This is a genomic window from Alcanivorax sp. VBW004 (genome assembly GCF_009718865.1).
Lineage (GTDB): Bacteria > Pseudomonadota > Gammaproteobacteria > Pseudomonadales > Alcanivoracaceae > Alcanivorax.
In genome coordinates, this window is record NZ_WNHC01000001.1 from 3532715 (window position 1) to 3549316 (window position 16602).

The window sequence follows — 16602 nt, forward strand, 5'->3', positions numbered from 1 at the left end:
GATGGCACGGAAAATGGCGCACACGAACGCCAGCCTGCTAACAACCATAGAACGGGCATTGGATCAGCACCCGGCCATTACGCGACAGGAATTGGTTAATCAGGGACAAGGCGTCAGGCTGTGGCCACCTCGAGCATGGCCGATGACCAGAATTCCACACGGTTGCGCCCGCGTTTCTTGGCTAGGTAAAGCGCATCATCGGCACGGGATACCAGCTGGGATTCCGTGGCCTGCTCTCCGGCAAGCGCAGTGACCACCCCGAAGCTGGCACTGACGGTGAGCGGCTCACCCACATCAAGCATAACCGGGGTGCCGACCAGGGCAGCGCGGCACCGTTCGATCACTTTTTCTGCTCCCTCGTGGCCGGTATCGGGCAATACCAGTACAAACTCTTCGCCACCAATACGCCCTATGCGATCCGTTTCGCGCAAGCATTCACGCAGCAAGTTCGCCACTCGCACCAGCACGGTATCGCCGGCCGCATGGCCGTGACGGTCATTGATCTGTTTGAAATGATCCAGGTCCATGACGCACACGGAAAGCGCTTCCCCGGTGCGCCGGGCACGAGCCATTTCATGGGCAAACTGGTCAAACAGGGCCCGCCGGTTCGACAGCCCCGTAAGCGGATCCTGCACGGCCATGGCGCGCACCTGGGCTTCACGGTATACCCAGCGGCGCAGCAGCAGGGACACCAGCGTCAGCACCCCCGCCACGAAGGGCACCGAAAAAGCAACGGTGCTGGCAATCCAGTAATAGGACAGGGAGCCCTTGGCCGCCGGATCGGTGCGGAAATACAGCGCGTAAATATCGTGACCTCGGGCCGCCAACCAGGACAACAGCAACACCATCACGGTGCTCACGGTGAAGCCCCAGACCACTGGACGGAAGCCGAACAGGATGAATCCCACCAGGGGTGAACCGAGCAGCACCATTCCCGTGATCGGGCTATACAGCCCGAACATCAGGCCCAGCAGCAGAAAGCTGACCCCAAAAAACTGCACAAAGCAGTGTACAAAAAGCGGCGATTGGCGCCGGACCTTACGTAATAATAAAGCCCAGAGAATGAGCAGCAGATAGCCGCTCAAATTGAATAACAGCACCCAGGAAAGCTGCCTGGCGCCGACCGGGGAGACGTACTGCGCACCGAAGTCAGTGTAAAACGCAGTGACCAGATGCCAGACCAGATAGAAGGACATGTAAATGAACAGCAACACCGACAACAGCAGGCATTTATCGCTGTCCTTCCAGTCGAGCAACCGGTAAATCGCAGGGGATTTCGAAGCGACTTTTCGCATACGCATCTGTGACCTAATTCACGCCTGTTTCGGAATTATGTCACCCTGCAAGCCACAGCGGAGCCAGCACGAACCACGCTGGTGCAGCCATTGCTACCAATGGTCGGAAAGCGGCGATAATGTGAGCATCGCCATCGCATCCGAAACGGAATCGCGGCAGCGACGGAGTCATACCCCTTTTCCCCTTTACCTCAACCGGGGTTGAGGCCGTACTCTCCCTTTTTCTGTTGATGAACCCGGAGCCTGCCATGCCTGTTGATCTGGATGCCTACTGCCGACGCGTCGGTTACACCGGTGAACGCACACCCACCCTGGCAACCCTGCGCGCCCTGCAGCAATGCCACCTGCTGCATATCACTTTTGAAAACCTGAACCCGCTGCTGGGCAAGCCGGTGCCTCTGGATCTGGCCAGCCTGGAACACAAGCTGATTCATCAAGGCCGTGGCGGTTACTGCTTCGAGAACAACCTGCTGTTTATGGCGGTGCTGACGGCGCTTGGCTTTACCGTGCGGGGGATTACCGCCCGGGTCTACTGGAACCAACCGGAGGACGCACAGCCACCCCGCTCGCATATGTTGTTGCTGGTAACCATCGAGGATGAGGAATACTTGAGTGACGTAGGATTTGGAGGCATGACACCGACAGCGCCATTGAGGCTGCACAGCCTGGCAGCCCAAAGCACTTCGCTGGAGAATTTTCGTGTTCTTCCCCAGAGCGACCATTTCCGTATTGAAGTGCAGCTGGGTAGCGTATGGCGACTGCTTTACCGGTTCGACCTGATGACGCAATGGCCCATCGATTTCGACATGGCCAACTGGTACGTGGCGTGCCACCCGGCGTCAAAATTTGTCAATAACCTGATGGCCGTGCGCACCGACGTAGACCGCCGCCACACACTCTTGAACGGGCTCTATACGGTACGCTACCCGGACGGGCGCAGTGACAAACAAAACATTACCGACCCACAGGCGATGGCTCGCCTGCTAGCCGATACCTTTCAGATTAATCTGCAAGGGCTGGAGCAAGACCTGCAAGCTGCGCTGATCGACAAGGCTTTGCTTTAACGGGTGTCTCGCGCCCATATCAGGGCCGTGCCAGCAAGGCGAATTTTGTAGGTCGAGTTTACCCAAGGGCACAGAGAGGCGTAGCCGTAACCCGACATTTTTTCCGCGCCAATCGATTCATCGCCTAATGTCGGATTACGCCATCAGGCTCTCTGTGCCCTTGGGTAAATTCGACCTACTCTCTGCGCTAGATTGAGGCAGCTCATTGCGAAAAAGTGTCCACAAATAACGCTTCCACTTTGTCTCTCGCCCAGGGTGTTTTGCGCAGAAACTTCAGGCTGGATTTCACTGACGGATCGCTGATAAAGCAATTGATGCGGATGCGGTTTCCCAGCTCTTCCCAGCCATAGTGTTCAACCAGTTGCGTCACCACGGTTTCCAGGGTGACGCCATGCAACGGATTATTGGGTTGGCTCATCAATATTTCCGTCAGTCTGCTTTTGAAAGGACAAAACCATCGCGGGGAAAATGCACCTGAATCTGCCCCACCACGGCATCATCACGACGAACCACCAGCGTGCAATCATCGCAATAACACAGCTCACCGAACACCGGCTCACGGCCATAATCTGACGGTGCCACTCGCACGGCCTGACCCAGCAAAGGCGCCTGCTCCACCTGTTCGGGCAGGGCCCGCGGCGTAGCCTGGCGGGCAATCTCCAGCGCGTCATCCGCACTGATATCCTTGCGTGTGCCCTGCCCGAAGGCCTGCATGCGGTTCATCCAGGCCTCCACTTTCGGATGGCTACCCGCAATGCTTCGCCCGGCCAGATCACGGCGAAACCAGAGGCTGTGGTAGGCGGAAAAGTCACCGGCATTGGGCGCATCGCCAAACAGGAAATTCCCGGTCAGCAGGGTTTCCATATGATCCAGATGCGCGGCCACCTTGCGACGCATTTCGCGGGGGCTGTCGGCTTTCACTTTCGACTTGCTGCCCATCTTGATCCGGTCCAGCAACAGGCGCCCCAGATCCAGCAACGACGACTCTTTCAGCACCAGGCGCAACAGGGTGAAATTCCCTGCTGTAACAATGGAGGCCAGGAAAATCTCCAGGTCCACCTCACGGACGAAGGCCTGCACCTCTTCACTGCAATTCTCCACCACCAGCTCAGGCTTGTTGCCCAGCCGGGCAATTTCGCGGCTGAGGGTGCGGGTATCACAAAAAACATCAGCGCCAATCTGCGCCACCGGAATTTTCCGGTAGCCGCTGGCCAGTGGCGCCAACTTGGGGCGCGGTGGCATTTCCGCCACGGTGACCGACTGCCATTGCAAGCCGGCATACCCCAGCATGGCACGGGCTTTCTCGGAAAACGGGGACAGCGTGTAGTGGTGCAGAATCAGTTCTGACATGAAAGCATCCTGAATTAAGTGATCCATATGGCGGCAAGCCTCATATCCCCGCGCGACAAGGTCAAGCACCCATTGCCCTACCCCTGCGTTGGCAACCCTGTAATATACGCAACTCTTTGCTCTTTGCGCCCCTCACTGCCGACGGACCTGCAGATAATGAAATGGATTTACCGTTTACTGATTGCCACCTTTATTGCCCTGGTTGTGGGGGGCGCCATCTCTACCGCCCAGGACCACTGGCGCATGCATCAGGACGCCATGGTCCGCATGCAGGAAAACCTGCTCAAGCAACAACAAAAGCAGCAGGAACTCAGCGACCGCATTGCGCAGACCCGGACCAAACCCACCCTCAGTGACCACGACCGCTGGTTGATTACCCACCTGGAAAAGACCCGCGCCGGCCTGGACAAGATACTGGTCACCCAGCAGTCCGGCGTTTCCCGGCTGCAACGCAGCTTCTTGCGCACCTGGATCGGCAACCTGGTGCTGTTCATTGCACTGGCCGGCCTGGGGCTAGGCATTGTCACTCGCTCCGGGAATGCCCTGAACAAGGAAGAGCAGCGCTGGCTGGCCAGCCGCCCGGAGGACATTCCCTCACTCAGGCTGGATCCCGGCGCGCACCGCAACGTGACGGCCCCTACCCGCAATGCCAGCAACTTTGTGACCGGGCGCATCCGGGTCGTGAAGGCCGACCGGCTACAGGTAAAGCGCAGCGGCATACTCAGCGCCATGGGGTTGAGCTTTATCATCGCACCACAAGGCGGGCTGATCGTAGAGCTGTATTTCCTCTACGACGCGCTGATGGTTGCCCATACTCCGTTTCAGCAACTGGAATGGGGCGGCATGATGCAAAGCCTGATGCTGTCGATCCCGTTCACCCTGGTAGGCCTCTACCTCCTGGCATCCAGTACCAGCCAGGCCAGCATCGATCGTCGCGAACAGCGCATCACGCTGCCCGAGGGCCCCCGGACCATTGCGTTCAGGGAAGTGGAATCCATTCAGCTCAACCAGATACTGAGCACCGGCAAGCGCAGCTACCTGAACAGCCAGATTCAGTTAAACCTGAATAACGGCGAGGTCCTGTCATTGCTCAGCCATGGCGGCAAGGAGCAGATCTATGTGGACCTGATCCGCACCGCCCTGTTCATGGACAAACCCGCGGTGCTGGCGCATCACTAGACGACCGGTCTAATCAAGTGTTAGAGTGCCGCCCATGAATACACAAACCGCCATCAATCAGCCAGACAAACACCGCGACACCCGCCAGCACCTGCTGGATACGGGTCGCGATATTCTGGCTGCCCGCGGTTTCAGCTCCGTCGGCTTGAGTGCCATCCTGCAAGCGGCCGGCGTGCCGAAGGGCTCGTTCTACCACTACTTTCAGTCCAAAGAGCAATTTGGCCAGGCGCTGCTGGAAGATTATTTTGCCAGCTACGTACAAGACCTGGATGCCCGCTTCGCCGATGACGGCACTCCGGCCATCAGTCGGCTGATGCAGTACTGGCAGGACTGGCAGGAAAACTACTGCGGCCCCGCCGGCCTGCGCGATTGCCTGGTGGTCAAACTGAGCGCCGAAGTGGCCGACCTGTCCGAAGCCATGCGCATCACCCTGCGTGATGGTACCGAGCAAGTCATGGCGCGCATTGCCAACTGCATCGACGCCGCCATTGCCGATGGCTCCCTGCATCCGCAGCCAGCCCAGCAGACCGCCGGCAACCTGTACCAGCTATGGCTGGGCGCCAGCCTGCTGACCAAGCTGCACCGCAATGCGCAGCCCATGAATCAGGCCATGACGCTGACCCAGAGCATGCTCGCACGCTGACACAACCACACTGAACACAACTGTGCCCGCTATTAAGCGGGCTTTTTTACCCATCAACTCTAGACGACCGGTCTATTTAACAGCCATCAACCGAATCAAGAGTCATCAATCAAGGATACCGCACCATGAACAACTTCGATTTCTACAACCCCACCCGCATTGCTTTCGGCGAAGGGAAAATTGCCGCTCTCGACACCCTGGTGCCCGCCGACGCCAAGGTCCTGATTCTGTTTGGCGGCGAGAGCGCCCGCCGCACCGGCACCCTGGGCGAAGTCGAAGCCGCACTGGGTAACCGCCAGGTACAATTGTTTGGCGGCATTGAACCCAACCCCAGCTTTGAAACCTTGATGGAAGCGGTAACCATAGTGCAGCGCGACGGCATCGATTACCTGCTGGCAGTGGGTGGCGGGTCGGTCATCGACGGCACCAAGTTTGTCGCTGCGGCCTCCGTATTCGACGGCGATGCCTGGGACATCCTGCTCAAGGGCGGCACCAATATTCACCGTGCACTGCCATTCGGTTCGGTCCTGACCTTGCCCGCCACCGGTTCGGAAATGAACAAGGGCGCCGTGGTCACACGCAAATCCCTGCAAGCCAAACTGCCGTTCCACAGTGAGCATGTGTTCCCGCAATTTTCCGTACTGGATCCCACCAAAAGCTTCACCCTGCCCCCCCGGCAGGTCGCAAACGGCGTGGTCGATGCCTTCGTTCATATTGTCGAGCAGTACCTGACTTACCCGGCCAGTGCCCCGGTACAGGACCGCTTCGCGGAAGGCTTACTACAAACCCTGATCGACATCGGTCCGCAGGCCCTGAGCGACCCGGAAAACTATTCGGTGCGCGCTGATCTGATGTGGGTCGCCACCCTGGCGCTCAATGGCCTGATTGGTGCCGGCGTTCCCCAGGACTGGGCCACGCACATGCTGGGCCATGAACTCACTGCCCTGCATGGCCTGGACCATGCGCAGACCCTGGCCATTGTGCTCCCTGCCATGCTGACAGAACGCAAGGATGCCAAGCACGGCAAGCTGGTGCAGTACGCACAACGGGTCTGGTCTATCCATGAAGGCAGCGAGTCAGAGCAGGCCGAGGCCGCGATTGAAAAAACCCGCGCCTTCTTCGAAAGCCTGGGCGTAAAGACCCGTCTCGGGGATTACCAATTGGCTGAAGAACATATCGAACCGCTGATCAAGAGCCTCGAGGAACACGGCATGACCGCGCTAGGCGAACACAACGACGTCACCCCTGACGTATGCCGGAGGGTGCTGCACGCCAGCCTCTAACCTCCCCACCCTTGCACAACCCCACCCCGGCTTCGGGGTGGCACTGAGATGAAACCGACGGAGAGCAACCATGAATATTCTGATGATTCTCACCTCCCACGACCAACTGGGCGACACCGGCCACAAAACCGGTTTCTGGCTGGAAGAATTTGCCGCGCCTTACTATGTTTTCAAGGATGCGGGCGCACAGATCACCCTCGCCTCCCCCAAAGGCGGCCAGCCGCCACTGGATCCCAAAAGTGACTCACCGGAGGCACAAACCGCTGCCACCGATCGCTTCAATCAAGATGACGATGCCAAAGCTGCCCTGGCCAACACCCGGCCCCTGGCCCAGGTGGATACCCAGGCGTTTGATGCCGTCTTCTATCCGGGCGGCCATGGCCCGCTCTGGGACCTGGCCGAAGATGCCCACTCCATTGCCTTGATTGAAGCCTTCAACAACAGCGGCAAACCCATCGGCGCTGTCTGCCATGCCCCCGCCGTATTTCGTCACACTCGCCATAACGGCGAACCGCTGGTCAAAGGCCGTGCCGTCACTGGTTTCACCAATGGCGAGGAAGACGGTGTGCAGCTCACCGATATCGTTCCCTTTCTGGTGGAAGACATGCTCAAGGCCAATGGCGGCGTCTATGAAAAAGGCGACGACTGGGCCAGCCATGTGGTCACCGATGGCAATCTGGTGACCGGGCAAAATCCGGCCTCATCGGAAGCCGGAGCAAAAGCCCTGCTGAAACTGCTGGCGTAACGGAACAATAAAAAGGGCGCCTATGTGCGCCCTTTTTTATTGTTCATCGCGGAATTGTGTGATCAGCCAGCGTCAGAACTTGTCCCATGATCCCGCCTTGTCCGCCATACTTTTTGTGCAAAATGCATTATCCGATTATTGCCTCAATGATGGCCCTGACAATTCCTCAAGACACCTCTTAAAAGAGATACCGGAATAACGACAGCCTCTCAGGCTATGTCGGTTTACGTCAGGCATCCGGCGTCGAGCGTTTGGCAAAGTGCCGGGCATTCGGGATAAACCAGGCAGATGGCAAGAAACGTGTTATTCACTCTAATCCGCGAAGAACCTTTTTTACTCGTAGCTAAGGTTGGTCGCCTTGCCTCGGAACACCCGGTAAACAAAGAAGGTATAGCAAAGAATCATTGGCAGAGTAATCACCGTTCCCCAAAACGTGAACAACAGTGACTCCGTTGCTGATGCAGACTCCCAGATCGACAAACGCCCCAGTACGATGTCCGGAAACAAACTGTACGCCAGCCCGATACTGGCCAGCACACACATGACAATCAATGACAGGAACGCCAGCCAACCATAGCCGTTATCCAGAATCTGCCGACTGTTGAAAACCCAAATCAGGCCGGCATAGGCCAACGCCGTGGCAATCGGAATGGGCATCAAACCGATGGCACTGGGCAAGGTGAACCATTTAGCCGCAATGGTAGAGCTGACCAGGGGCGTGGCAATGGAGATCAGCAACAGGAATGCCCCCATGGGCAAAACTGCCAGGCGCCCCCAGCGCACTGCCTTATCGAATAAGGCTCCTTCGGTTTTGATCAGCAACCAGGAAGCACCCAGCATGATATAAAGCGCAGGCAGGGCCAACGCAATCAAAGCGGCGAACAAGGTGTTCGTGGCATCCCCGGTAAGGCCGGTAACGAAAGCGCCAAGCATCCAGCCCTGGGACACTGAAGCCACCAGGGACCCCACCGCAAACAGCGCGTTCCATTTTGCCTTGTGCTTGTCGCCCGCCTTAACGCGAAAATCGAACGAGACGCCACGCAGTATCAGCCCCATCAGCATCAGCGTCACCGGCAAATACAATGCGGTCAGTACCAGCCCGTGGGCCTGCGGGAACGCAATCAACAAAATACCCACACCCAGAACAATCCAGGTTTCGTTGGCATCCCAGAACGGCCCGATCGAGGCCACCATCACGTCCTTTTCTTCCTCGTTGGCGAATGGCAACAGCAAACCGATACCCAGGTCATAGCCATCCAGAACGACATAAATCAACAGTGCCAGCCCCATGGCGCCGGCAAAGAACAGCGGAAGCCAGTATCCAAGATCCATTATCTCTCTCCTTCTGCATGTTCATCGTCATCCAGCTCAGCCTCCATGGCCCGTTGCTGTGGGCTCAATGACAAGGAGCGGGCGGGCTTGGTCGCCATGTAACGCAGCGCCGCGATATAGGACACCAGCAGGAACAGGTACAGCAGCACATAGCCAAACAAGGTACCCGCCACCGTCGCGCTACTGTGATCGGCCACCACGTCGGCTGTACGGAGCAGGCCGCTGACCACCCAGGGCTGACGGCCAATTTCCGTCACATACCACCCGGCCAATACCGCCACCCAGCCAGAGAAGGTCATCACCGACAGAGCTCGCAACAACCACACGTTACCGTCCCGACTTTCACGCGGGCCGCGAAACAATTTCCAGACAGACCACCAGCCCACCAGAACCATCAGCACGCCGATTCCCACCATAACCCGGAAGGCCCAAAACACCGGTGCCACTGGCGGGTGATCACCGTCAAACTCATTCAGTCCTTTCAGCTCACCGTCCCATTCGTGGGTAAGAATCAGGCTGGCCAGCCCAGGCACTTTAATGGCCATATGGGTGGTGCGCTGCTCCTCATCGGGAAAGCCAAACAGGGTCAGTGGAGCATTGCGCTCGGTCTCCCACACCCCTTCCATGGCGGCAATTTTGGCTGGCTGGTGCTCCAGGGTATTCAGGCCATGAAGGTCGCCTATCCAGACTTGCAGGGGCGCCAGCACTGCTGCCATCAATGCACCGGTGCGCATCACTTTCCAGGTGGCCGGACCATCCACCCCTCGCATGGCTCGCCAGGCACTGATCCCCATAATCAGGAACGCCGCCGTCAGCAAAGACGCGTTGAACATATGCGCAAGGCGATAGGGGAACGATGGATTGAAAATCACTTCCCACCAGCTCTCCACAAAGAATACGCCGTCTTCCAGGCGGAACCCGGTAGGAGTCTGCATCCAGGAATTCAGGCTGAGAATCCAGAATGCGGAGAAACTGGTGCCCACTGCCACCAGCGCACAGGACACCAGGTGAAGGCGGTTGGACACCCGATTTTTCCCGAACAGCATGATGCCAAGAAATGAGGCTTCCAGAAAAAAGGCCGTCAGCACTTCATACCCCAGCAACGGGCCCGCGATATTCCCCGCCCGCTCCATGAACCCGGGCCAGTTGGTGCCAAACTGAAAACTCATGGTGATGCCCGACACCACCCCCAGCGCAAAGCTGAGGGCAAAAATCTTCACCCAGAAGAAGTAGGCATATTCCCAGGCCTTGTCACCGGAGAAGGTGTAGCGCAAGCGGAAGTAGAACAGCACCCAGCACAGGCCGATGGTGATAGTAGGAAACAGGATATGAAAGCTGATATTGGCGGCGAACTGCAGCCGGGCCAACAGGAACGGATCAAATTCCACCGGGGCGACTCCTTCCTTTCGTCCAGTGACGAGGTTTCATTCCTCCAGACAGTAGCACAGGGGGATGCAGGGTAAATGAGACAAAAGGTCCATGCGGTTGCCCGGGCAAGGCGCCACCGCACGTGAAGACAACGACAAGAACCAACAGGTGTTAACACTTTGTATACACCTGCAACATTTCCCCGCCCTGTCCACAACACGTTATGCACAGCATCCACCGGGTTTAGCCAACAAAATGCACTTCATGAAACTGGCAATCCGTTTTGGTCATGCCAGCAAGTTCACTTTCTGGAGAGCACACCATGAAAACAAGAATGGGGCTGGTAGCCCTGGCCACCGCAGCCATGTTGTCCCTGAGCGGCAATGCCATGGCACTGACCAAGCGAACCTTTTGCGTCTTCGACATCATCGGCGCCAATGGTGACACCTTCAACATCATGCGCGACTACAAGACTGCCGCTGTCGAGTGGGGCGTGGATGTAGAGCTGAAGCCCTACACCGATGAAAAAATTGCCTCTGAAGACCTGAAAGCCGGGCAATGTGATGCCGCCGTGCTAACCGGTATTCGCGGGCGTCAGTTCAACAGCTACACCGGCAGCATGGATTCCATTGGTGCCATCCCCAGCTACGACGCCATGAGAACAGTGATTGCGGTGATTGCCAGCAACAGCCCCAGCGTCAATCAGCATCTGGTTTCCGGCCCCTATGAAGTGGGCGGGGTTGCCCCGCTCGGCGCGGCCTTCCTGTTCCTGAAAGACAAGGAAATCGACACCGTTGAAGAACTGGCGGGCAAATCCATCGCGGTACTGGAATATGACAGCGCCCAGGCCAGCATGGCTTCCCGGGTCGGCATGTCGCCGGTCATGTCCGATATCACCAACTTCTCCACCCGCTTCAACAACGGTTCCGTGGATATCTGCTTTGCCCCGGTAATGGGTTACTCCGCACTGGAACTGTACAAGGGCATGGCGCCGGATGGCGGTATCCTTGACTACGTACTGGGTCAGCTGAGCGCCCAGGTCATTCTCAAAAAGGATAAATTCCCGGAAGGCTATGGCCAGAAATCCCGTGCCTTCATGTTCAGCCAGTTTGATCGCGCCATGAAGCTGATTGATAACGCCAGCAATGAAATTGCCGACCGCTGGTGGATTCGCATTCCCGAGAAAGACAAGCTGCGTTATGACGAAATGATGCGCGAAGCCCGCATCGAGCTGACCAAGAAAGGGGTATACAGCAAAGACATGATGTCCCTGCTGCTCAAGGTTCGCTGCAAGCAGGATCCCTCTCGGGCGGAGTGTGTTAACCCGGTGGAATAACCGCCTTTAACAAACGACTCCGATAAAACGCCGCCAGCATCCCTGGCGGCGTTTTCGTTACACACTGGTGTAAATCGCTCACCCTGAGGCGCCATTGCGCTGACCGAACAGCAATTGAACGCCACCACAAAGCTGGGTAGTTTATTGGAACAAGCAGCGCCAGTGCGGCGCCCCACTTTTACTCTGAGCTGCAGCGAGCCATGGCCCTGACTTCCGCGGATGTTCGCAACGCCGAACCGCTCCAGAAAGACTACAAACTCCATGACGACAAGGGGCTCTACCTGTTGGTAGAAACCGATGGTAACCGTACCTGGAAACTCAGCTACCGTTTCGACGGCCGCAGCAAAGTCATCACCCTGGGGCCTTGCCCGGAAGTCACCCTGAGCTTTGCCCGCCAGCTGCGCGATGAAGCCCGGGAACTGATCGCCGATGGCATCGACCCGATCAGCCGTTGCGTCAAGCGGGAAGTCTTCAGCCCCTCGGTGGAAACCTTTGAAGCGGTGGCCCGGGACTGGCTGGAGCGCGTCTATCGACTGGAAGTGTCCGAAGAACAATTCCGGCGCACCAAGCGGCAAATGGAAAACTACCTGATTGCCAGCATTGGCAAACGGGTCGTCAGTGAAGTGACCCCCGAAGACCTGAAATCCCTGGCGGCCGCCCTCGGCGCCGAGGGGCATCTGGACAGGGGCAAGCGTGTTCTGGGCATCGGCAAGCGAATCTACACCCATGCCCGTGATACCGGCGTGGCGGGCTACCAGCAAACCGGCGCCCTGCGCCGCCGGCTCACTGGTTCTGGTACCGAACCGGAGTTTTTGCTCAGCACCCGTGAGCAGATTCTCGATCTGGCCAGCGGCGTTCTCGGCCAGTGGAGCCGCACCACCACTACCGCCGCCCTCAAACTCACGGTGTGGTTGCTGGCCCGCCCCAGCGAGATCGTCAACGCACGCTGGTCCGACATGGACCTGGACGCCGGCGAGTGGCGCATCCACCGCAACAGCACCGAAAGCCCCACGGGCAGCAAGATCATTACCGTGCCTTTGCCGCGCCAGGCGGTGGAACTGTTGCGGGAAATCGAGCCCATCACCGGCCGCCAGGAGTACATCTTTCCCGGCACCCGCGATCGCAAAAAACACCTGGGCGCCAGCACCCTTTCCGCGGCACTGAAAAAAGTCACACGGACCACACCGGCTTCCACCGACAACCTGCGCACCCTGGCCGCCACCGCACTGGGCGAACTGGGCTATCAGGCAGAGCAGATTCAATCCCAGCTGCTCAACCAGACCGGCGACGAACCGGCCGACCGTCAAACCTACCTGGATAAACGCCGGGAGATGCTGCAGGCCTGGGCGGACTATCTGGACAATACCGCCATCGGCAAGGTCACCCGGCCGCGCAGACTCTGATACCCTGTGGGCAGTCACATTCACTGCCACCATTCAGGATATTGCATGCCAAGCCCGTTCGGCTTTCGTTTCGACAACACCTACCGCCGGCTGCCGGAGCCTCTGTTTTCAGATTGCTCGCCACAGCCGGTCAGCACACCGGCCTTTGCCCTGTTTAACGATGCACTGGCCCGGGAACTTGGGCTCGATAGCGAGGCCTTGTCGACGCACCCTGAATTTTTCAGTGGCAATGCATTACTGGATGGCAGCGAGCCCATTGCCCAGGCTTATGCGGGCCACCAGTTTGGCAACCTGACCATGCTCGGCGATGGCCGCGCTATCCTGTTGGGCGAACACGTTGATGACAGCGGGCAACGCCGCGACATCCAGCTTAAAGGCGCCGGGCGCACCCCCTTTTCCCGAGGTGGCGACGGGCGCGCGGCCCTTGGCCCCATGTTGCGCGAATACATAATCAGTGAAGCGCTACACGCCCTGAATATTCCTGCCACTCGCAGCCTGGCCGTCACCCACACCGGTGACCGGGTGCACCGGGACACACTGCTTCCCGGCGCCATCCTGACCCGGGTGGCAACATCCCATATTCGTGTAGGCACCTTCCAATACGCCGCCGGGCAACAAGATCCCGCCCTGCTGGAACAACTGGTGGATTACACCATCGCGCGCCATTACCCCTCCCTGGAGGGGGCAGAGAACAAGGCGCTGGCCCTGTTCGAAGCGGTGATGGATCGCCAGATAGATCTGGTGGTCAACTGGATGCGCGTGGGCTTTATTCACGGCGTACTCAACACCGATAACGTGACCCTGTCCGGCGAGAGTATTGATTTCGGCCCCTGTGCTTTTATGGACAATTTTGACCCGAACACGGTATTCAGCTCCATCGATCGCCAGGGACGTTATGCCTATGGAAACCAGCCCAGCATCACCCAGTGGAACCTGGGCCGTTTTGCGGAAACCCTGCTCGGCTTGATCGACGAAGACACGGACACCGCCATCGAAAAAGCCACCGCGTCGCTGAAGTCATTCAGCCAGCGTTACGAAGAAAAATGGCGCGCCATGATGAACAAGAAACTGGGATTGTTCGGAAGCGAAGCTGAGGACGACAAGCTGATTGCCAATTTACTCACCTGGATGCAGGCGCAGAACGCGGACTACACCAATACGTTCCGTGATCTGATCAACGACGGCCTGCCTGACGGGGAGCAATACCAGAATGAAAGCTTCCAGCAGTGGCACCAACAGTGGCGGGCGAGGCTGGCCCGCAACAGCAAACCCCTGGCGTCATCACTGTGCCTGATGCGTAATCACAACCCGGCGGTGATACCGCGCAATCATCTGGTGGAACAGGCGCTGAATGCCGCCAGCGACGATAACGATATGGCGCCAACCCGTGCGTTATTAGATGCATTGGCCGAACCTTATGCGGACCGGGACAGTAACGATCTTTATCGGCAATCAGCCGCACCCGGCGAGCAAGTGTTTCAGACCTTTTGCGGCACCTGAAAGAGACAGCATCTTGGCATTTTGTCGGATTACGGCTGCGCCTCATTCGACCGATCCGAAGCTCAATGTCGGGTTACGCCGCTACGCGGCTAACACGACCTACAAACGGGGCCGATGTGGTCACACGGTCGCTATTGTCTGTAGGTCGAATTTACCCAAGGGCACAGAGAGCCTGAAAGGCGTAATCCGACATTCCTCGCTCAAGGAACGCCCTCAGCCTTGCAGCTTGTCCATGGTCTTCAACTCAAAGTCACTGGCATCGTGACGCTCAAGCAGCTGGCTGGCCGGATCACCCCAGGCCCGGTTCACCATGCGGCCACGCTTCACGGCCGGGCGCTCGGCAATCTGGTGGGTCCAACGTAATACATTGGTGTACGTATGGGCTTCGATAAACTCCGCCGCTTCATACACCTTGTTGGTGACCAGCGCGCCGTACCACGGCCACACAGCCATATCCGCAATGGTGTATTCACCACCCGCCAGATACGCGTTATCCGCCAGCCTGCGATCCAGCACATCAAGCTGCCGCTTGATTTCCATGGTGTAACGATCAATAGGGTATTGGTATTTTTCCGGTGCGTAAGCATAGAAGTGGCCAAAGCCACCCCCCAACATCGGCGCACTGCCCATTTGCCAGAATAACCAGTTCAGGGTTTCGGTGCGGGCTGCCGGGTCCCGGGGCAAAAACTCACCGAACTTTTCCGCAAGGTAAAGCAGAATGCTACCGGACTCGAACACTCGCTGGGGCGGGTTCACGCTATGGTCCATCAGTGCGGGAATCTTGGAGTTGGGGTTCACATCCACAAAACCGCTACCAAACTGATCGCCATCCTGAATATTGATCAACCAGGCATCGTACTCAGCCCCCTGGTGACCTTTCTCAAGCAGCTCCTCCAGCATCACCGTGACCTTCACCCCGTTGGGCGTGGCCAGGGAATACACCTGCATGGGGTGCTCACCGACCGACAGTGTCTTGTCGTGTGTGGGGCCGGCAATGGGGCGATTAATATTGGCAAACTTGCCACCGCTTTCCTTGTCCCATTTCCAGACCCGGGGCGGCGTGTAGGTATCGTCAGACATGTTGGCTCCAAACAGAATGAGTGCAACGACTATTGCAGACACTATGGCCAGCCGCCCCGGCGTGAACAAGGGCAATCAGCCGATTGATTCCTTCAGCTAAATGAATCAATCCCCTTGCTGGGTCTTGCGTTGCTCACGTAACGTTTTTTCCGCTTTCTTCGCATAGTCGGCACAATCCATCCGTGTCGACTGAGTGACATCGGTATAATCCCAACCACTGGCACCGGGATGCGGCGTCAGCAACAGGTCGCAAGGTAATTGCTTCACGGTTTTGAAGGTGCCGGTGAAAGCCTCAACGATGTGGGGATAACGCGGGTTATCCACCAGCTGATAGCCCGGCGCTGTCAGGCTGTCCACGTAGGCAATATCCACCTTTTCTCCGTCTCGCATACTCTGCCAGGTCCAGGCCATGCTGCCGGGGGTATGGCCCGGAATGAAATGGGCGGTGAGTGTGAGGTTGCCCAGAGAGACCTGTTCGCCGTCCTGAATCTGCCGGTCCACCCGCACTGGCGGATAAAGGATATCGTCACCAAAATGAATATCGTTAGCGCCACCGTCCGCCATCAGCATGGCGGTTTCAGCGTTGGCCACCAGCCGGGCACCGGTGGCCTGTTTGATCGCCGCCAGCGAGCCGGCATGGTCGCCGTGGCCATGGCTGACCAGAATCCACTTCAGAGTCTGCGGCGCCACCCCCACAGCCTCCATGTTGGCCAGCAGATGCTCGGCACTCTGGGGCATCCCGCCATCAATGAGGATGGCGCCGTCGCGGGTTTTCAGCAGCAGCGAGGTCAGCTCGTCGGTACCGATCTGCCAGACGTTATCGGCAATCTGCAGCGGTGCCATGGGCTGCAGCCAGGCCTCCGGCACCGTGTAGGCTTCCAGCTGCGGCAACGGGGTTACCGGTTCGGCCTGGGCCGCGCTGACCAGCAACACCCCGCATAACGCACTGCATCGAATGAATGTCATCGCTGTTCTCCCTGGAAAAACCGTTGGACGCACCTGGCCGGGTTTGGTTCGCCAAGGC

At 58.1% G+C, this 16602-nt stretch carries 15 protein-coding genes; 8 read left to right on the forward strand and 7 right to left on the reverse strand.

The features are described 5' to 3' along the window. Nucleotides 1-113: 113 nt before the first annotated feature. On the reverse strand, nucleotides 114-1295 hold the full coding sequence (locus F1529_RS16085; protein ID WP_196220421.1) for a GGDEF domain-containing protein: 1182 nt from the start codon (nucleotides 1293-1295) through the stop codon (nucleotides 114-116). A 248-nt stretch (nucleotides 1296-1543) separates the two neighbouring features. On the opposite strand from F1529_RS16085, the gene F1529_RS16090 reads away from it, so the two are divergent. Then, nucleotides 1544-2359, forward strand: a complete 816-nt coding sequence (locus tag F1529_RS16090; RefSeq protein ID WP_230457820.1) for an arylamine N-acetyltransferase — start codon at nucleotides 1544-1546, stop codon at nucleotides 2357-2359. A gap of 202 nt (nucleotides 2360-2561) precedes the next feature. Here F1529_RS16090 and F1529_RS16095 read toward each other — a convergent pair whose 3' ends face one another. Both F1529_RS16095 and F1529_RS16100 read right to left on the reverse strand, forming a co-directional pair. Continuing rightward, nucleotides 2562-2777 (reverse strand): VF530 family DNA-binding protein, encoded by a 216-nt coding sequence (locus tag F1529_RS16095; protein WP_196220422.1) that lies wholly within the window; start codon nucleotides 2775-2777, stop codon nucleotides 2562-2564. Between the two features lie 11 nt (nucleotides 2778-2788). Further along, a complete protein-coding gene (locus F1529_RS16100; RefSeq protein ID WP_155136368.1) occupies nucleotides 2789-3709 on the reverse strand; it encodes a glutathione S-transferase family protein in 921 nt (306 codons plus the stop codon). A 156-nt stretch (nucleotides 3710-3865) separates the two neighbouring features. Between F1529_RS16100 and F1529_RS16105 the strand changes: the two genes are divergently transcribed. The 4 genes from F1529_RS16105 to F1529_RS16120 all read left to right on the forward strand — a co-directional run bounded on the left by F1529_RS16105 (nucleotide 3866) and on the right by F1529_RS16120 (nucleotide 7559). Beyond that, the gene (locus F1529_RS16105) at nucleotides 3866-4888 is read left to right on the forward strand and encodes a hypothetical protein (RefSeq protein WP_155136371.1); all 1023 of its coding nucleotides are present in this window, start codon (nucleotides 3866-3868) and stop codon (nucleotides 4886-4888) included. Nucleotides 4889-4922: 34 nt separating this feature from the next. Next, entirely contained in the window at nucleotides 4923-5531 is a 609-nt protein-coding gene (locus tag F1529_RS16110; RefSeq protein ID WP_155136376.1) for a TetR/AcrR family transcriptional regulator, read from the forward strand. 125 nt (nucleotides 5532-5656) lie between these two features. Beyond that, nucleotides 5657-6814: an iron-containing alcohol dehydrogenase gene (locus F1529_RS16115; RefSeq protein WP_155136378.1), complete on the forward strand. Its 1158-nt coding sequence runs from the start codon at nucleotides 5657-5659 to the stop codon at nucleotides 6812-6814. A gap of 70 nt (nucleotides 6815-6884) precedes the next feature. Continuing rightward, nucleotides 6885-7559 (forward strand): type 1 glutamine amidotransferase domain-containing protein, encoded by a 675-nt coding sequence (locus F1529_RS16120; RefSeq protein ID WP_155136384.1) that lies wholly within the window; start codon nucleotides 6885-6887, stop codon nucleotides 7557-7559. A gap of 333 nt (nucleotides 7560-7892) precedes the next feature. Here F1529_RS16120 and F1529_RS16125 read toward each other — a convergent pair whose 3' ends face one another. Further along, nucleotides 7893-8891 carry a cytochrome d ubiquinol oxidase subunit II gene (locus F1529_RS16125; protein ID WP_155136387.1) on the reverse strand — a complete coding sequence of 333 codons (999 nt, stop codon included), beginning with the start codon at nucleotides 8889-8891 and terminating at the stop codon, nucleotides 7893-7895. After that, the gene (locus tag F1529_RS16130) at nucleotides 8891-10279 is read right to left on the reverse strand and encodes a cytochrome ubiquinol oxidase subunit I (RefSeq protein WP_039926464.1); all 1389 of its coding nucleotides are present in this window, start codon (nucleotides 10277-10279) and stop codon (nucleotides 8891-8893) included. The genes F1529_RS16125 and F1529_RS16130 overlap by 1 nt, the downstream gene beginning before the upstream one ends. A 302-nt stretch (nucleotides 10280-10581) precedes the next feature. Here F1529_RS16130 and F1529_RS16135 point away from each other — a divergent pair, with 302 nt between their 5' ends. The 3 genes from F1529_RS16135 to F1529_RS16145 all read left to right on the forward strand — a co-directional run bounded on the left by F1529_RS16135 (nucleotide 10582) and on the right by F1529_RS16145 (nucleotide 14498). Next, a complete protein-coding gene (locus tag F1529_RS16135) occupies nucleotides 10582-11595 on the forward strand; it encodes a putative solute-binding protein (protein WP_039926465.1) in 1014 nt (337 codons plus the stop codon). 200 nt (nucleotides 11596-11795) lie between these two features. After that, nucleotides 11796-12998: an integrase arm-type DNA-binding domain-containing protein gene (locus tag F1529_RS16140; protein WP_155136391.1), complete on the forward strand. Its 1203-nt coding sequence runs from the start codon at nucleotides 11796-11798 to the stop codon at nucleotides 12996-12998. Between the two features lie 45 nt (nucleotides 12999-13043). After that, nucleotides 13044-14498 (forward strand): YdiU family protein, encoded by a 1455-nt coding sequence (locus F1529_RS16145; RefSeq protein WP_155136393.1) that lies wholly within the window; start codon nucleotides 13044-13046, stop codon nucleotides 14496-14498. 213 nt (nucleotides 14499-14711) lie between these two features. On the opposite strand, the gene yghU is transcribed toward F1529_RS16145, so the two are convergent. Continuing rightward, on the reverse strand, nucleotides 14712-15578 hold the full coding sequence (gene yghU / locus F1529_RS16150; protein WP_155136396.1) for a glutathione-dependent disulfide-bond oxidoreductase: 867 nt from the start codon (nucleotides 15576-15578) through the stop codon (nucleotides 14712-14714). Between the two features lie 105 nt (nucleotides 15579-15683). Then, on the reverse strand, nucleotides 15684-16544 hold the full coding sequence (bla, locus tag F1529_RS16155; RefSeq protein WP_155136399.1) for a subclass B3 metallo-beta-lactamase: 861 nt from the start codon (nucleotides 16542-16544) through the stop codon (nucleotides 15684-15686). Nucleotides 16545-16602: the final 58 nt, after the last annotated feature.

Bases quoted from the DNA above. Each gene is read 5' to 3' on its own strand.
- F1529_RS16085 (WP_196220421.1), bottom strand. From the start codon at position 1,295: ATGCGAAAAGTCGCTTCGAAATCCCCTGCGATTTACCGGTTGCTCGAC.
- F1529_RS16090 (WP_230457820.1), top strand. From the start codon at position 1,544: ATGCCTGTTGATCTGGATGCCTACTGCCGACGCGTCGGTTACACCGGT.
- F1529_RS16095 (WP_196220422.1), bottom strand. From the start codon at position 2,777: ATGAGCCAACCCAATAATCCGTTGCATGGCGTCACCCTGGAAACCGTG.
- F1529_RS16100 (WP_155136368.1), bottom strand. From the start codon at position 3,709: ATGTCAGAACTGATTCTGCACCACTACACGCTGTCCCCGTTTTCCGAG.
- F1529_RS16105 (WP_155136371.1), top strand. From the start codon at position 3,866: ATGAAATGGATTTACCGTTTACTGATTGCCACCTTTATTGCCCTGGTT.
- F1529_RS16110 (WP_155136376.1), top strand. From the start codon at position 4,923: ATGAATACACAAACCGCCATCAATCAGCCAGACAAACACCGCGACACC.
- F1529_RS16115 (WP_155136378.1), top strand. From the start codon at position 5,657: ATGAACAACTTCGATTTCTACAACCCCACCCGCATTGCTTTCGGCGAA.
- F1529_RS16120 (WP_155136384.1), top strand. From the start codon at position 6,885: ATGAATATTCTGATGATTCTCACCTCCCACGACCAACTGGGCGACACC.
- F1529_RS16125 (WP_155136387.1), bottom strand. From the start codon at position 8,891: ATGGATCTTGGATACTGGCTTCCGCTGTTCTTTGCCGGCGCCATGGGG.
- F1529_RS16135 (WP_039926465.1), top strand. From the start codon at position 10,582: ATGAAAACAAGAATGGGGCTGGTAGCCCTGGCCACCGCAGCCATGTTG.
- F1529_RS16140 (WP_155136391.1), top strand. From the start codon at position 11,796: ATGGCCCTGACTTCCGCGGATGTTCGCAACGCCGAACCGCTCCAGAAA.
- F1529_RS16145 (WP_155136393.1), top strand. From the start codon at position 13,044: ATGCCAAGCCCGTTCGGCTTTCGTTTCGACAACACCTACCGCCGGCTG.
- yghU (WP_155136396.1), bottom strand. From the start codon at position 15,578: ATGTCTGACGATACCTACACGCCGCCCCGGGTCTGGAAATGGGACAAG.
- bla (WP_155136399.1), bottom strand. From the start codon at position 16,544: ATGACATTCATTCGATGCAGTGCGTTATGCGGGGTGTTGCTGGTCAGC.